At 73.2% G+C, this 15,096-nt stretch carries 14 protein-coding genes; 4 read left to right on the top strand and 10 right to left on the bottom strand.

Translation table 11 applies throughout. The features are described from left to right. Positions 1-107: 107 nt before the first annotated feature. Complete coding sequence (locus tag FB563_RS19040; RefSeq protein ID WP_142218809.1) at positions 108-365, top strand: hypothetical protein; 258 nt, start codon at positions 108-110, stop codon at positions 363-365. Positions 366-434: 69 nt separating this feature from the next. Here FB563_RS19040 and FB563_RS19035 read toward each other — a convergent pair whose 3' ends face one another. Then, entirely contained in the window at positions 435-1,232 is a 798-nt protein-coding gene (locus FB563_RS19035; protein ID WP_142218808.1) for an RDD family protein, read from the bottom strand. 119 nt (positions 1,233-1,351) lie between these two features. After that, the gene (locus FB563_RS19030; protein WP_142218807.1) at positions 1,352-2,992 is read right to left on the bottom strand and encodes an RDD family protein; all 1,641 of its coding nucleotides are present in this window, start codon (positions 2,990-2,992) and stop codon (positions 1,352-1,354) included. Positions 2,993-3,237: 245 nt separating this feature from the next. Between FB563_RS19030 and FB563_RS19025 the strand changes: the two genes are divergently transcribed. Continuing rightward, a complete protein-coding gene (locus FB563_RS19025) occupies positions 3,238-3,651 on the top strand; it encodes an SsgA family sporulation/cell division regulator (RefSeq protein ID WP_055707708.1) in 414 nt (137 codons plus the stop codon). A 26-nt stretch (positions 3,652-3,677) separates the two neighbouring features. On the opposite strand, the gene FB563_RS19020 is transcribed toward FB563_RS19025, so the two are convergent. Together FB563_RS19020 and hppD are read right to left on the bottom strand one after the other, a co-directional pair. Further along, on the bottom strand, positions 3,678-5,093 hold the full coding sequence (locus FB563_RS19020; RefSeq protein WP_055707709.1) for an FAD-binding oxidoreductase: 1,416 nt from the start codon (positions 5,091-5,093) through the stop codon (positions 3,678-3,680). Positions 5,094-5,191: 98 nt separating this feature from the next. Continuing rightward, positions 5,192-6,337 (bottom strand): 4-hydroxyphenylpyruvate dioxygenase, encoded by a 1,146-nt coding sequence (gene hppD / locus FB563_RS19015; RefSeq protein WP_055707710.1) that lies wholly within the window; start codon positions 6,335-6,337, stop codon positions 5,192-5,194. A 122-nt stretch (positions 6,338-6,459) separates the two neighbouring features. On the opposite strand from hppD, the gene FB563_RS19010 reads away from it, so the two are divergent. After that, positions 6,460-6,945, top strand: coding sequence for an Lrp/AsnC family transcriptional regulator (locus FB563_RS19010; RefSeq protein ID WP_055707711.1), 486 nt, complete (start codon positions 6,460-6,462; stop codon positions 6,943-6,945). A gap of 24 nt (positions 6,946-6,969) precedes the next feature. Here the strand turns inward: FB563_RS19010 and FB563_RS19005 are convergent, their stop codons facing one another. The 3 genes from FB563_RS19005 to FB563_RS18995 are packed head-to-tail and all read right to left on the bottom strand — an operon-like array spanning position 6,970 to position 9,649. Further along, positions 6,970-7,761, bottom strand: a complete 792-nt coding sequence (locus FB563_RS19005) for a S16 family serine protease (RefSeq protein WP_055707712.1) — start codon at positions 7,759-7,761, stop codon at positions 6,970-6,972. Between the two features lie 32 nt (positions 7,762-7,793). Next, positions 7,794-8,903, bottom strand: coding sequence for an o-succinylbenzoate synthase (gene menC / locus FB563_RS19000; RefSeq protein ID WP_055707713.1), 1,110 nt, complete (start codon positions 8,901-8,903; stop codon positions 7,794-7,796). Beyond that, positions 8,900-9,649 carry a hypothetical protein gene (locus FB563_RS18995; RefSeq protein ID WP_055707714.1) on the bottom strand — a complete coding sequence of 250 codons (750 nt, stop codon included), beginning with the start codon at positions 9,647-9,649 and terminating at the stop codon, positions 8,900-8,902. Before FB563_RS18995 ends, menC begins: the two co-directional genes overlap by 4 nt. A gap of 100 nt (positions 9,650-9,749) precedes the next feature. Between FB563_RS18995 and FB563_RS18990 the strand changes: the two genes are divergently transcribed. Then, positions 9,750-11,306 carry a PucR family transcriptional regulator gene (locus tag FB563_RS18990; RefSeq protein WP_055707715.1) on the top strand — a complete coding sequence of 519 codons (1,557 nt, stop codon included), beginning with the start codon at positions 9,750-9,752 and terminating at the stop codon, positions 11,304-11,306. On the opposite strand, the gene dapE is transcribed toward FB563_RS18990, so the two are convergent. The 3 genes from dapE to FB563_RS18975 form a co-directional block, all read right to left on the bottom strand. Then, positions 11,287-12,342 carry a succinyl-diaminopimelate desuccinylase gene (gene dapE / locus FB563_RS18985; RefSeq protein WP_055707716.1) on the bottom strand — a complete coding sequence of 352 codons (1,056 nt, stop codon included), beginning with the start codon at positions 12,340-12,342 and terminating at the stop codon, positions 11,287-11,289. The genes FB563_RS18990 and dapE overlap by 20 nt on opposite strands. Continuing rightward, positions 12,339-13,799: an amino acid permease gene (locus FB563_RS18980; protein ID WP_055707717.1), complete on the bottom strand. Its 1,461-nt coding sequence runs from the start codon at positions 13,797-13,799 to the stop codon at positions 12,339-12,341. The genes dapE and FB563_RS18980 overlap by 4 nt, the downstream gene beginning before the upstream one ends. A gap of 429 nt (positions 13,800-14,228) precedes the next feature. Further along, a complete protein-coding gene (locus FB563_RS18975) occupies positions 14,229-14,870 on the bottom strand; it encodes an IclR family transcriptional regulator (RefSeq protein WP_055707718.1) in 642 nt (213 codons plus the stop codon). Positions 14,871-15,096: the final 226 nt, after the last annotated feature.

Genomic DNA, 15,096 nt, shown 5'->3' with positions numbered 1-15,096 from the left:
GGTTAGGTCACGCTTACCAGGCGTCCCATTCGGGCATGCACGCGAAGAGAGTCGAATGGCACGCCCATCCGAAGAATCCCCCGAAGACTTCCTAGGACACGATCGCCATGCCTCGTCCGACCGCCGCACAGCTCGTTTACGGTTCGTGCACCGTGATCTTCTCGACGCTCGCCATGCTGCTGCTGTCCCAGACGAGTTCGGGCCTCGGGATCACCGTCATCGCTCTCTGCGCGCTGGCCCTCGGGCTGCTCGTGGCGATGACGGTGCCCCTGCCGAAGGCCCGTACGACCGAGGCGCCGGCCGCGGCACCGGCCGGATCCGTCGAGCCCGCGCCTCAGCAGGAGCCGGTGTCGACGGCCCTGTGAACCGCGCTCACGGCAGCGGCGGGCCCGTGAATCCCACGGACCCGCCGCTGTCGTGTGTACGGCTGTCGCTCAACCGGTGCTGACCACCACCGTCTTGGCCGCCTTGTCGTGCAGCCCCTGTCTGTAGGGCCGGTCGAAGTAGCTCCAGCCGCCGCAGATCGCCGTCCAGATGCACGCGCAGCAGAAGGCGAACGGCACCCACAGCACCAGGGCGCGGATCAGGTTGGTCTGCGCCGAGGGGGTGGCGCCGTTGTCCAGGTTCGCCACCCGCATGCTGAGCCACTTCTTGCCGAGGGTCTGGCCGTACCGGGTCATCATGAACGTGTCGTACGCGACGTAGAGCACGGCCGCGATGAAGGACTGTCCCACGGACTTGCCGACCTCGACGTGATCGCCGTTGACCTGGTACTCGCGCACCCCGAACGCCCAGGTGAGCAGCCAGACGACGATGCCGACGAGGATCATGTCGACGATCCGTGCGAGCGTCCGCCTGCCGCTGTCGGCGAGCGGCGGCATACCGGCGAGCGGGTCGGCGGGATAACCGCCGGCTCCCGCGCCGTAGGGACCTGTGCCGTAAGGGCCCGTGCCGTAGGGGCCGCCTCCATGGGGGCCGGCTCCGCCAGGGGGTTCGCCGCCGTAGGGAGGGGGCTGGGCGCCGCCGTACGGCGGCGGGGGCTCGCCGCTCCCGTAGGGGGGTGGCTGACCGCCGCCCGGGGGCTGCCCGCCGCCCGGGGGCGGGGGCTGCCGGCCGCCGCCGTACGGCGTGTCGTACGGCGAGCCCGACCCCTGGTCCGACGGGGGCCGCTTCCTGAACGGGTCGTCCTCGGGTGGCTGCTCTCCGGAGCCGGGGGGCGGTTCGCTGCTCATGGCCCGAGTGGACCGCGAACGCCCCGGCTCCGCATCCGGCGGACGGCCTTACGGGGTACGGCCGTCCGGGTGACGGCCGTACCGACAGCGGCCGTCCCGACGGCGGCCCTGCCCCGCGCTCAGCCCGCGACGAAGGTGTGCGCCGCCTTGTCGTGCCAGCACTGGTGCCAGGGCCGGTCGAACAGGCACCACAGCACGCCCACGATCCCGATGCCGAGCAGCCCGGGCACGCTGTAGACCAGCCAGCGGCGCAGCGCCGGGCCGAAGGTGGGGGGCTCGTGCGCCTCGATGTCCCGCACCTCCAGACCGAGCAGCTTCTTGCCGAGGGTGCGGCCCCACTTGGCGGTCGGCAGCACCTCGTACCCGACACCGAAGAGCAGCAGGACGGCCAGCACGATGCCGAGGCTGGTGCCGGTGGTGCCGTCGAGCAGCCAGACGGTGACCTCGTGGCCGGACAGCCGGGCCGCGTCGATCTTCTGCTGGACGTGGTCGACGGCCCTGGTGCCGAGCGGTACGGCGGCGGCGGCCGTCACGGCGCCCACGACCAGGGTGTCGATCAGCCGGGCGGCGAACCGCTTGCCGAGCCCGGCGGGACGGGCCGCGGCCTGGCGGCGCGCGGCCGCCTGGAACGGGTCCTCCACCGGTGGCTTCCACGGCGCCACGGGCTGCTCGTCCGCGCCGCCGGCCAACTGGTGCACCTGCTGCGCCCAGGACGCCTGCCCGCCGCCGGGCCCGCTGGTCACCGGCGTGACCGGGTCACTGCCCTGCGCCGGCACCGGAGGCGCCACGGCCGCCTGGGCGGGCTGTGCCGACGGGATTTGCGGTGCCTGGGGTGCTTGGGGTGCCTGCGGCGCCTGCCCGGCGGCGCCGGCGGCGGCGGCCTTGCCGGCACCGAAGCCGGGGCCCCCGGCCGGGGAGGCGGGGTTCGAGGAGGCGGGGTTCGAGGAGGGTGCGGCGGAGGGCGGGGTGGGCGCGCCGACGGGACCCTGCGGGCCGAAGCCACCGGGTGCCGGCGCCGAGCCGGAGGCGGGCGCGGCGAAGCCGGGGCCCTGGGCCACTCCGTGCGGTCCGAAGCCGGAGCCGGCCCCGGCTTCCGCGCCGGACGCCGGGGAGCCGGAGGGCTGGGTGCCGGTGGCCTGCGGGCCGGGCGCGGGCTGCGCGCCCCGCCGGCTCTGGCCGGGCACCGGGCGGAACGTCATCGTGCCGTCGTCCTGCACGGCAGCGGGCCCCGGCACCGGCCGGCGGAAGAGGAAGGTGCCGCCCGGGTCCTGGTCGTCGCCCTCCCCCGGCGGGACCGAGGCGGTGCCGTCGGTGCGGCCGGCCTGTCCGGTCGGCCGGAGCGAACCCTCCGCCGGCACCCGCGGGTCCGCACCCCAGGCGGTACGCCCGTCGCCGAGCCCGGCACCGGACCGGCCGGCACCCTGGCCGCCGGGCCCCGCCTGGCCGGTGCCCCGACCGCCGGTGCCCGCAGGTCCGCCGCCTGGGCCGCCGGCGCCCCAGGCGCCGGAGCCGTCCTGGCCGGAGGGTGCCGGCTGGGGGTCCTCGTCGAAGAAGTGCGGGCCGGTCTCCTCCACCGCCGCGGGCGCAGCGCGGACGCCGGGCGGCGGGGTGAGCGGTTCGCCGTCCTTCGGCGCCGGGCGGCTGGTGCCGGGCACCCAGGAGGCGCCGTTCCAGTACCGGACGTATCCGGGGATGGACGGGTCCGGGTAGTAGCCCTCGCGGGGCCTGTCGTCACCTGGGGCCGGGGTTGGGGCGCTCATGTCCGTCGTCCCGTATCTGCTCGGGGGTGGGATGGGGGCCTCCACATCTATCAGACCGCGGCAGCCCGCAGCGCCAGTCCCGCAGGACCCACCCCTTTCCGGGCAACGCCGTACCCGGCTCGTACACGTCCGCGAAAAAAATTTCCCCGAACCCGCGTAATGGCCCGGCCCCTGCCCCCTCTCCCCCGGTGCGGGCCCGTCCCGAGCGGACCCGGACAGTCCCGAACAGAAAGGAAACGCAGGTCATGCAGCACACCGTGGTGGAGCGGGAGCTGGAACTGAGCCTCATCCTGTCGCCGGAGCGCAGCATCCCGGTGCCGGCCCGGCTGAGCTACCGCTCCGACGATCCGTACGCCGTCCGCATCACCTTCCACATCAACTCCGACCTCCCCGTCCACTGGACGTTCGCCCGGGACCTGCTGGTGGAGGGCGTCTTCCGGCCGTGCGGGCAGGGGGACGTGCGGGTGTGGCCGACGAAGGCGGAGGGGCGCAGTGTCGTGCTGATGGCACTGAGTTCGCCGGACGGGGACGCGCTGCTCCAGGCGCCGGTCCCGCAGGTGTCGGCCTGGCTGGAGCGGACCCTGCGGGCTGTGCCCCCGGGGACCGAGGGCGGGCAACTGGGCATCGACGACGCTCTCGACCAGCTGCTCGCCCGGTGAGCCACCGGACAGGCCGTACCGGGGACTCAGAGCACCTTGCCCGGGTTGAGGATGCCCAAGGGGTCGAAGGCCTGCTTCACGGCGCGCTGCATCTCGACCCCGACCGGGCCGATCTCCCGGGCGAGCCACTCCTTCTTCAGGACGCCGACGCCGTGTTCGCCGGTGATGGTGCCGCCGAGTTCCAGGCCGAGGGCCATGATCTCGTCGAAGGACTCGCGGGCCCGCCGGGACTCGGCCGCGTCCGCCCCGTCGAAGCAGACGGTGGGGTGGGTGTTGCCGTCACCGGCGTGTGCGCAGACGCCGATGGTCAGGTCGTACTTGGCGGCGATCCGCTCGACGCCCTCCAGCATCGCGCCGAGCTGCGAGCGGGGCACGCACACGTCGTCGATCATCGTCGTGCCCTTGACCGCCTCCAGCGCGGTCAGCGAGAGCCGCCGGGCCTTGAGCAGCATCTCGGACTCGGCCGCGTCCTCGGCGGGCACGACCTCGGTGGCACCGGCCGCCTCGCACAGGGCGCCCACGGCGGCGAGGTCGGCGGCCGGGTCCGGGGTGTCGAAGGCGGCCAGCAACAGCGCCTCGGTGGTCTCCGGGAGGCCCATGTGGGCGAGGTCGTTGACCGCCTTGACGGTCGTACGGTCCATCAGTTCGAGGAGGGAGGGGACGTGTCCGCCCGCCATGATCCGGCAGACGGCGTCGCAGGCGGCCGCCGCTGAGGCGAACTCGGCGGCCAGCACCAGCTGCTGCGGCGGCTTGGGTTTGAGCGCGAGCACGGCCCGTACGACGATGCCGAGCGAGCCCTCGGAGCCGACGAACAGACGAGTGAGGTCGTAGCCGGCGACGCCCTTGGCGGTGCGGCGTCCGGTGGACATCAGGCGGCCGTCGGCGAGGACCACGTCCAGGCCGAGGACGTACTCGGCGGTCACGCCGTACTTCACGCAGCACAGGCCGCCCGAGCCGGTGCCGATGTTGCCGCCGATGGTGCACATCTCCCAGCTGGAGGGGTCCGGCGGGTAGTACAGGCCGTGTTCCCCGACCGCGCGGGACAGGGTCGCGTTGATCACCCCGGGTTCGACGACGGCGATCCGGTCGACGGGGCTGATCTCCAGGATGCGGTCCATCTTGGTGAGGGACAGCACGATGCAGCCGTCGGTGGCGTTGGCGGCGCCGGACAGGCCGGAGCGGGCGCCCTGCGGGACCACGGGGACGCGCAGCTCGGTGGCGACGCGCATGACGTGCTGGACCTGTTCGGCGGTGCGTGGCAGGACGACGACGGCCGGGGTGCCGGCCGGGCAGAAGCTCGCCATGTCGTTGGCGTAGGACGCGGTGACGTCCGGGTCGGTCAGAACGGCCTCGGCGGGCAGGACGGCCAGGAGCCGGCCGGTGAGGTCGCTCGTCATCACAGCGTCTTCGGAGCGGGGCGCTTCGATGCGGCTCATGATCACAGGGTCGCACTCACAGCCGTCGGTGTGAACCGTTCCCGGAGCGAGACGGCCACCGCGATCACGTGGGCCGTCCCGCTCTTCTCCGCCTGGAACCGTTCCTACAGGTTGCCGCGCTTGGCCTGTTCGCGCTCGATCGCCTCGAACAGGGCCTTGAAGTTGCCCTTGCCGAAGCCCATCGAGCCGTGCCGTTCGATGATCTCGAAGAAGACGGTCGGGCGGTCCTGGACCGGCTTGGTGAAGATCTGCAGCAGGTAGCCGTCCTCGTCGCGGTCGGCGAGGATCTTCAGCTCGCGCAGGGTCTCGATCGGCACCCGGGTGTCGCCGACCCACTCGCCGAGGGTGTCGTAGTAGGAGTCGGGGGTGTCGAGGAACTCGACGCCGGCCGCGCGCATGGTGCGGACGGTCTGCACGATGTCATTGGTGTTCAGCGCGATGTGCTGGACGCCGGCGCCGCCGTAGAACTCCAGGTACTCGTCGATCTGCGACTTCTTCTTGGCGATCGCGGGCTCGTTGATCGGGAACTTGACCTTGAGGGTGCCGTCCGCGACGACCTTCGACATCAGCGCGCTGTACTCGGTGGCGATGTCGTCGCCCACGAACTCCTTCATGTTCGTGAAGCCCATGACCTTGTTGTAGAACCCGACCCACTCGTTCATCCGGCCGAGTTCGACGTTGCCGACGCAGTGGTCGATGGCCTGGAAGGTGCGCTGGGCGGGCGGTGCGACCATCGGCTTGGCGGCGACGTAACCGGGCAGGTAGGGGCCGTCGTAGCCGGAGCGGTCGACCAGGGTGTGCCGGGTCTCGCCGTAGGTGGCGATCGCGGCGAGCACGACGGTGCCGTGCTCGTCCTTCACCTCGTACGGCTCGGCGACGCTCCGCGCGCCGTGCTCGACGGCGTACGCGTACGCGGCGCGGGCGTCCGGCACCTCGATGGCCAGGTCGATGACGCCGTCGCCGTGCTCCGCCACGTGCCGGGCGAGGAAGTGGCCCCAGTCGGTGCTCGGCTTGACGACCGAGGTGAACACGAAGCGGGCGGAGCCGTTCTCGAGGACGTAACTGGCGGTCTCGCGGCTGCCGTTCTCCGGTCCGGAGTACGCGACCAGCTTCATGCCGAAGGCGGTGGAGTAGTAGTGCGCCGCCTGCTTGGCGTTGCCCACGGCGAAGACGACCGCGTCCATTCCCTTGACCGGGAAGGGGTCGGCCTGCCGGGCGGTGTCGGGAGTGTGGTGTGTGGTCTGCGTCATGCCGGAAGGGTGGACCCGCTCTGCAAGCTGCGCAATAGTTTGTGCATTCACTGGGCAATCTGCCCAGTGGTATGGCCGCCTCGGCGGTCTTTCTGTACAGGATGCCCATCCCTGGGGGTGCCGTGGCGATCGATCATCTGGACGGGCGGATCATCGTGCTCCTGGCCCGGGAGCCGCGCATCGGCGTGCTGGAGATGTCCCGGCGGCTCGGGGTCGCCCGGGGCACGGTGCAGGCGCGACTGGACCGGCTCCAGTCGAACGGCGTCATCCGGGGATTCGGCCCGCAGGTCGATCCGGCTGCCCTCGGCTATCCGGTGACGGCCTTCGCCACGCTGCAGATCCGGCAGGGCCAGGGGCCCGACGTCCGGGCGCACCTGGCGACCGTGCCGGAGGTGCTGGAGCTGCTGACCACCACCGGCAGCGGCGACATGCTGTGCCGCCTGGTGGCCCGCTCCAACGCCGACCTCCAGCGGGTCATCGACCGGGTCATCGGTTTCGACGGCATCGTCCGCGCCTCCACGGCGATCGTCATGGAGAACCCGGTCCCGCTGCGGATCATCCCGCTGGTGGAGCAGGCGGCCGCGGACAGTGGCGGCGGCCTCGAGTGATCCCTTGCGCCCGGGCCCGGGGGCTCAGCAGCTCGGCACCGGACCCTTGCCCTTCTCCAGCGCGTTCAGCGCGTTCACCGCGCCCTTGAGCGTGGTGACCGGCACCAGTCGCAGGCCCTTGGGCAGTTCCGCCTTGGCGTCGGCGCACTCGGCCTTCGGGACCAGGAAGACGGTGGCGCCGTCGCGCCGGGCGGCCTGGGTCTTCAGGGCCACCCCGCCGACCGCGCCGACGGTGCCCGAGGCCTCGATCGTGCCCGTGCCGGCGATGGTGCGGCCGCCGGTGAGGTCACCGCCGCTGCCGTCGCCGTGCAGCTTGTCGATGATCCCCAGGGTGAACAGCAGGCCCGCGCTGGGCCCGCCCACGTCGGCGAGCTTCAGCGTGACCTTGACCTTGTCGGCGCTCAGCCCCAGGTACTTCAGCGCCGCCCGGGTCGCCGCGTCCTGGGACTGCTGCATCTGCGCCGCGTTGTGCTTCTCGATCTCCTTGACGGTGTCGCCGCTCGGGTAGACGGCGTCGCGCGGCATGACGGCCCGGTCGGTGCGGAACCAGTTGCCGATCACGTCGGCCAGGGTCACCCTGGCGTCCGGTCCGGTCGCCTCGATGGTGACCATCCGCAGCTGCCCGCTGGTCCTCCGGGCCGGCGCGCCGGAGACGGTGATCACCTGGGTGCCCCTGTTCTCACCGAGCACGTTCGCCGTCATCCCCGGCTGCGCCACCGAGAACGGCAGCGGCGCGAACGCCGCCGTGGCCAGCAGGGCCACGACGGGCACCGCGCAGACGGCTACGGCCTGGGGACGCGTGAGACGTGAGAGCACGGGATCAATCTAACGTGGTCACGAGCCGTGCCTCATGCCGCGTACAGGTCCCGTCGCTGACGGGTGAAGCGGCGCAGGGCCTCCGGGAGGGGCGCGATGCCGATTCCGGGAGTGGTGGGGACGGGCAGGTGGCCGTCCTCGAGGACGAACGGTTCGGTGATGTCCTCGGCGAAGTAGCGGGAGGACGCGGAGGTGTCCCCCGGGAGGGTGAAGCCGGGCAGGGCGGCCAGGGCCAGGTTGGGGGCGCGGCCGATGCCGGTCTCCAGCATGCCGCCGCACCACACCGGGACGCCGTGCGCGTGCGCCACGTCGTGGACCCGGCGGGCCTCCAGGTAGCCGCCGACCCGGGCCGGCTTGACGTTCACCGCCCGGCAGGCGTCCATCGCGATCGCGGCGGCGGTGTCGGAGGCGTGGTGCAGGGACTCGTCCAGGCAGACCGGCGTACGCAGCCGCTGCTGCAGTTGGGCGTGGGCGTGCAGGTTGTTCTCCGCCAGCGGCTCCTCGATCAGCAGCAGCCCGAAGTCGTCGAGGCGCCGCAGGTGCTCGGCGTCCGCGAGGGTGTAGGCGGTGTTGGCGTCGACCTGGAGGGGGAGGGCGTCGCCGAAGCGCTCGCGGACCGCCCGGACCGGCTCCACGTCCCAGCCCGGCTCGATCTTCAGCTTGATGCGGACGTAGCCCTCGGCCAGGTACCGCTCGACGTCGTCCAGCAGCTCCGGCACCGAGTTCTTGATGCCGACCGACACCCCGGCGGGCACCCGGTCCCGTACGGCGCCGAGGAACACGGCGAGCGGCATGCCGTACGAGCGCAGCTCGGCGTCCAGCAGGGCCGTCTCCAGGGCCGCCTTCGCCAGTTCATGGCCCTTGATCTTCGCCAGGGCGGGAGCGAGCGCGGCCGTCGTGAGGTCCGGGAGGGCGCTCATGCGCGGGATCAGGAAGTCGCGCAGCACGATCTCGGCGCCGGCGACGAACTCCGAGCAGTACAGCGGCTCGGGGTCGGCGGCGAACTCCGACCAGCCCTCGGCGGAGTCGGTGACGACGTGCAGGAGGAAGGTGTCCTTCGTCGTCATCGTCCCGAACGACGTACGGAAGGGCGTGACCAGCGGGATCGCAACGTGCACGATCTCGACGCGCTCCAGCTTCACCGGGCTCCCTCCGTCCGGGTCAGCGTGTACCAGCCGTCGCGGGACATCCCGGTGGCCCTGAAGCCCTCGGCGAAGGCCGCCAGGAACACCTCGCGCACCGCGTGCCGCCAGCGCAGCGCCAGGGCCGGGTCGGCGGCGCGCAGCTTGACGATGTCCTCGGGCACCCGGCACCACAGGTGCCGGTCGTCGCGGCGGGCCAGGGGGTCGCCGTCGGGGGCGGTGGCGGTGACCGGTCCGCGGGGTCCGGCGTCGTACGGCACCGGCGGCGCGGCCAGGTCCCAGGTGACCGTCAGCCGGTCGCTCTCGTCGCCGTCGTTCACGCCGTCGGTCATCGGGCCGTAGAAGTCGACCAGGTACTCCGTGCCGGTGGCGCCCAGCTTGACCAGGTTGAAGCGGGCGTTGCGGCCGACCAGGGGGTCGAAGGTCCAGCGCATGGTGCGGGCGCCCAGGCCGAGGGCCCAGTCGCGCTGGGCCAGCTTCACGGCGTGCCCGAGCCCCCGGTCGGCGGCGGCCACCAGCGAGTAGGTGCTGCGGTCGGTGCCGAGGACGGCGACGGAGGCGCCCGCGAGCCGCTGCCCGTCGTACGCGGCGTGGACCGCGCCACCGGCGTGCACCAGGCTGTGCAGGACCTCGGCCGGGTAGGGCGGAGCGGCGCGGGGCGTCTGCCAGACGTCGCTGAAGTGGTCGGCCACGGCCGCGAGGGAGGCGACGTCATGGACGGTACGGATGGTGACTCCTGCTGTCATGGCACGAGTCTCGGAGGGCCGGGCCTGGCGTGTGTTGTGCGAGCGGCCAACGCACGCGTACGTTCGTTTCACCATCCGCCAACAGCTGCTGGGGATTCCCATGGACGCCTGCACCCTCGGTGACCTCCTGGACGTCGTCGGCGGCCCCGCCCTGCGCCTGCACACGGCCCCCGCCGGCCAGGCCGTACCGGTGACCGAGGCGGTGCTCCACGACGGGCGCATCCCGCTGCCCCGGCTGCCCGGCGCCCTCCTGCTCGCGGTCGGCGTCGAGGCGGCGGAGTCCGGGCCGCTGCTGCGGGCGGCGGCCGAGGCGGGGCTGACCGGGGTGGTGGTGCGCGGCGCGGACGGCCCGGTCGCGGAGGCGGAGGCGCACGGCGTGGCCCTGCTGTCGGTGGCGGAGGACGCCGCCTGGCACCACGTGCATCTGCTGCTTGCCTCGGCCATCGCCGCCCGCCCCGCCGCCGCTGCCGCGGCCGACAGCGGGCTCGGCGACCTGTTCGCACTGGCCGACGCGATCGCGACGGCGACCGGCGGGGCCACGGCCATCGAGGATCCCCGGCAGCGGATCCTCGCCTACTCGACCGTCCCCGGCCAGCCGGTGGACGAGGACCGCCGGCAGGGCATCCTCGGCCGGCAGGTGCCCGCCAGTACGGAGAACACCGAGCAGTACCGCCGGCTGTTCGCCGCCGACCGCCCGATCCGGCTGCCCGCGCTGGCCGACGGGGACCTGCCCCGCCTCGCGATGCCGGTGCGGGCCGGCGGGGAGACGCTCGGCTCGGTGTGGGTGATCGACGGCGGCTCGCTCGCCCCGGACGCCGAGGACACCCTGGCGCAGGGCGCCTCCACGGCCGCCCTGCTCCTGCTGCGGGCGCGCGCGGCCCGGGAACTGGCCCGGCACCGGGGCAGCGAGCTGCTGCGCCGCCTGCTGGACGGCACGGCGCCGGACGCGGCCACGGCCGCCGAGCGCCTGGGTCTCACCGGGCCCGCCCGGGTGGCGGCCTTCGTGCTGGAGTCGGCCGCGAGTGTCCCCGACGCCGAGCGCACGGCGCTGCGCCTGCTGGACGTCGTACGGCTTCAGTGCGAGGCCCGCTACGGGCGGCACGCGGGCGTTCTGGTGGACGGGGTGGTGTACGCGGTGCTGCCCGGCACCGGTGAGCGGCACAAGCGGCTGGCCGAGGACATCGTGGCGCGGGCCGGGCAGGCGCTGCGGTTGCCGGTGCGGGCGGCGCTCGGCGAGGTCGTGCCGGACGCGGCGGGACTGGTGGACTCCCGGGCGGACGCGGATCTGGTGCTGCGGGTGCTGGACGCCGGCCTGCCGGTGGCCGGCGTGGACGAGGTACGGCCCCGCGTCACGCTGCTGCGGCTGGCCGAAGTGATGGGTGAGCGGCGGGAGTTGAGCGCGGGCGCCTGGCAGCGGGTGCTGGCGTACGACGCCGCGCACGGCACGGAGTACGCCCGCACCCTGGTCTGCTGGTTCGACGCGGGCTGCGACATGGCCGGCGCGGCGAAGCTCCTGGCCGTCCACCCCAACACCTGCCGCTACCGCCTCCGGCAGCTCCAGCCGCTGGTCGGGGTCGACCTGGACGACCCCGACCAGCGGCTGGTGCTCTGGCTTCAGTTGCGGGTGCTGGCCGGGCTCACCGGAGCCACTGCCTGAGCCGGTCCTCGCACCGCCGAAGGTGCTCCACGGGGACGTACTCCCCCGCCGTGTGGGCGAGGGAGGGGTCCCCGGGGCCGTAGTTGAGCGCGGGCACGCCCAGGGCGGCGAACCGGGCGACGTCCGTCCAGCCGAGCTTGGGCCGGGGCTCGGCACCGAGCGCGGCGGCGAGGGCGCCGATCCGGTCCAGGTGCGGCAGGGCGCCGCCGACGACCTCGGTGAGACGCACCTCGTACTCCGGGAAGAGCGAGCGCACGTACGCCTCCGCCTCCTCGGGTGAACGACTGGGCGCGAAACGGTAGTTGACGGTGACGACACACTCGTCCGGCACGACGTTCCCGGCGACCCCGGCCCGTACGGCGACGGCGCTGAGCCCCTCCCGGTACTCCAGCCCGTCGACGAGGACCCGCTCGGGCGTGTGGTCGTCGAGCCGCCGCAGGACGGGTGCGGCCTTGTGGGCGGCGTTGACGCCCTGCCAGGCGCGGGCGGTGTGGGCGCGGGCGCCCCTGACCACGATGTCGGCCGTGAGGATGCCCTGGCAGCCGGCCTCCACGCCCGCGTCGGAGGGTTCCATGAGGACGGCGAGTGAGGCGTCGGCGAGCAGGTCCGGCCGCTCGGCGGCGATACGGGCGAGCCCGTTGCGGTCCCCTTCCACCTCCTCGCACTCGTAGAAGACGTAGGTGAGGTCACGGACGGGCGCGGGCACGGTGGCCGCCAGCCGCAGCGCCACGGCCACCCCGCCCTTCATGTCGCAGGCGCCGAGCCCGTGCACACGGTCGTCGGCGAGACGGGAGGGCAGGTTGCCGGCGGCCGGGACGGTGTCCAGGTGCCCGGCGATCAGGGCGCGTTCGCCGCGTCCGAGGTGGGTGCGGGCGACGACGGAGTTGCCGACCCGGTCGACGGTGAGGTGGGGCAGGGCGCGCAGGGCGGCCTCGACGGCGTCCGCGATCCGCGCCTCCCGTCCGCTCTCGGAGGGCAGGTCGACGAGGGCGCGGGTGAGGGTGACGACGTCGGCGGCGAGCTCGAGGGCGGTCATGCGAGGTCTTCCGGGGAGGTCTGGGCGAGCTTGGAGTGCCGGACGCCGTACAGGCCGTAGATGACGAGCCCGGCGGCCATCCACGCCCCGAAGGCGATCCAGGTGTCGGTGCCCAGGCTGCCCAGCATGTAGACGCAGAAGCCGACACCGAGGAGCGGGGTGAACGGGGAGAACGGCACCCGGAAGGAGCGCGGGATGCCGGGGCTGCGCCGGCGCAGCAGGACGACCGCCAGGTTGACCAGCATGAACGCGAACAGGGTGCCGATGCTGGTGGCGTCGGCGAGGCTGCCGAGCGGGACGAGGGCGGCGAGGACGGCGATGAACGCCGAGACGATCACGGTGTTGGCGCGGGGCACGCCGGTGCGTGGGTGGACCTTGGCGAACAGGGGCGGCACGAGCCCGTCCCGGGCCATGGCGAACAGGATGCGGATCTGCCCGTACTGCACGGTGAGCACCACGCTGGTGGTGGCCACGACGGCGCCGATGGACAGCAGGACGGGCCACAGGTTCCCGCCGCCGACGGACCGTACGAGCACCTCGCTGAGCGTGGCCTCGGTCCCCGCGAACTGCTTCCACGGCATGGCACCGAGCGCGGCGACCGCGACGAGGACGTACAGGGCGGTGACGAGGACGAGGGACAGGATGATCGCGCGCGGCAGGTCTCTTTGGGGGTTGCGCGCCTCCTCACCCGCGGTGGAGGCCGCGTCGAACCCGATGTAGGAGAAGAACAGCGAGGCGGCTCCGGCACTCATGCCGGCGGCGCCCAGCGGGAAGAGGGGGTGGAAGTTCCCGGCGCGGAAGGCGGTGAAGGCGACGGCACAGAACAGCACGAGGGCGGCGATCTTCACGCCGACCATGACGGTGTTGGCGACGGCGCTCTCCCTGGCCCCGCGCAGCAGGACGACCATGGCGAGTACGACGATGAGTGCGGCGGGGATGTTGAGGGTGCCCCCGGCCCCGGGCGGCGCACTGAGCGAGTCGGGAAGGGTGACCCCGAAGGTCAGCTGGAGCAGCTCGTTGACGTACTGCCCCCACCCCACGGCGACGGCGGCCACCGACACCCCGTACTCCAGGATCAGACACCAGCCGCACACCCAGGCGACCAGCTCGCCGAGGGTGGCGTAGGCGTAGCTGTACGAGGACCCCGAGCCGGGGATCATGCCGGCCAGCTCGGCGTACGACAGCGCCGAGAACAGGGCGGTGACGCCGGCGAGGACGAAGGACACGACGATCGCCGGCCCCGCCTCCGGCACGGCCTGGCCCAGCACCACGAAGATGCCGGTGCCGAGGGTGGCGCCCACGCTGAGCAGCGTCAGCTGGGCCACGCCCATGGTCCGCTTCAGCGGGCTTCCGGCCGCCTCACCGACGAGTCGTTGCACGGGCTGTCGCCGGGTGAGCCGACGCGTGGCGCTCGCTTGTCGTGCTCTGGCCTCCGGCCGGGTGCCTACTGTGTCCACCGCGCTGTTACCTCCGCCTCGGGGCTGTATGGCCCTTGATGATGCGGAGGTGGGGGTGCGGCGGGGTGTGCGGATCGGCCAAAGGTGCGGGGTTTTGATTGACCGCATGAACAAGGGGCCGGCGGGGGTCGTGTGCCAGGTGCGGGTATGTGGGGGCTGGTCGCGCCCACGCGGCGGAGCCGCATGTTGATCACAGCCCCGCGCCCCTGGGGAGCTGCAGTGCCGTCGCCTTGGAGGCGCCGCCGCCGCTGCGGGCAGTCGTGCCGCTGGGGCGGCACGGGTGGGCGGTGGGGGCCCCCGCTCGAGCGAAGCCGAGAGTGGGGGAGGCACCCCGCGAGCGCGGGCACGCGAGACCTACCCCCGGCCGGCACCAGAGCAGGTCAGCTGGTCAGTACACGGCACCCGGCACACCGCTCAGCGCAGCCGGCGTCAGCGCAACGCCTCCGCGACCTCCCGCGCCGCCTCCACCACCCTCGGCCCCACCCGCTCCGGCACGGAGTCCGCCAGCATGACGACGCCCACGCTGCCCTCGACGCCGGTGACCCCCACCAACGGCGCCGCAGCGCCGCTCGCCCCGGCCTCCAGCTCCCCGTGCGTCAGGGTGTACCCGGGATCCGCGGACGGCGACTGCCGCGCGGACAGGATCGCCTTGCCGGCCGCGCCCCGGTCCAGCGGATGCCGGAACCCGGCGCGATAGGCCACGTGATAGTCGGTCCAGGTCGGTTCGACGACGGCGACGGCCAGCGCCTCCGTCCCGTCCACCAGCGTCAGATGCGCCGTGGCCCCGATGTCCTCGGCGAGCGACCGCAGCGCGGGCAACGCGGCCTCCCGCACCAGCGGATGCACCTGCCGGCCGAGCCGCAGCACCCCGAGCCCGACCCGGGCTCGCCCGCCCAAGTCACGCCGTACGAGCGCGTGTTGTTCCAGCGTGGCGAGCAACCGGTACACCACGGTACGGTTCACGCCCAGTTTCGTGGACAACTCGGTGACGGTCAGCCCGTGGTCGGTGTCGGCCAGCAGCTTGAGGACACGCAGTCCCCGATCGAGCGTCTGAGAGGTCTCCGCGGTCACGACGCCCACTCCTTCGACGGTGAGGTCGGCGACCCCTGAGCGGCGGATGCGTCGCCGAGTCCCGTCGGCGACGCGCTTCAGAGGCCGCCGATCGGCAGGACGCCCGGCGGCTCCGGGCCATGTCGCTTCACGGCTGCGCTCCGCGGCGGCGCTGCCACGGGGCGTGTGCGTAGCGGGACAGTAGCGAAGCCAGTTCGCTGAGCGGAAGTCTCCGTCCAGAATCCGG

Source organism: Streptomyces puniciscabiei (genome assembly GCF_006715785.1).
Lineage (GTDB): Bacteria > Actinomycetota > Actinomycetes > Streptomycetales > Streptomycetaceae > Streptomyces > Streptomyces puniciscabiei.
This window is presented reverse-complemented; position numbering and strand designations above follow the sequence as displayed.

Excerpts from the sequence above, each read along its gene's own strand:
- FB563_RS19040 (WP_142218809.1), top strand. The coding sequence starts at position 108 with ATGCCTCGTCCGACCGCCGCACAGCTCGTTTACGGTTCGTGCACCGTG.
- FB563_RS19035 (WP_142218808.1), bottom strand. The coding sequence starts at position 1,232 with ATGAGCAGCGAACCGCCCCCCGGCTCCGGAGAGCAGCCACCCGAGGAC.
- FB563_RS19030 (WP_142218807.1), bottom strand. The coding sequence starts at position 2,992 with ATGAGCGCCCCAACCCCGGCCCCAGGTGACGACAGGCCCCGCGAGGGC.
- FB563_RS19025 (WP_055707708.1), top strand. The coding sequence starts at position 3,238 with ATGCAGCACACCGTGGTGGAGCGGGAGCTGGAACTGAGCCTCATCCTG.
- hppD (WP_055707710.1), bottom strand. The coding sequence starts at position 6,337 with ATGACGCAGACCACACACCACACTCCCGACACCGCCCGGCAGGCCGAC.
- FB563_RS18995 (WP_055707714.1), bottom strand. The coding sequence starts at position 9,649 with ATGACAGCAGGAGTCACCATCCGTACCGTCCATGACGTCGCCTCCCTC.
- FB563_RS18990 (WP_055707715.1), top strand. The coding sequence starts at position 9,750 with ATGGACGCCTGCACCCTCGGTGACCTCCTGGACGTCGTCGGCGGCCCC.
- dapE (WP_055707716.1), bottom strand. The coding sequence starts at position 12,342 with ATGACCGCCCTCGAGCTCGCCGCCGACGTCGTCACCCTCACCCGCGCC.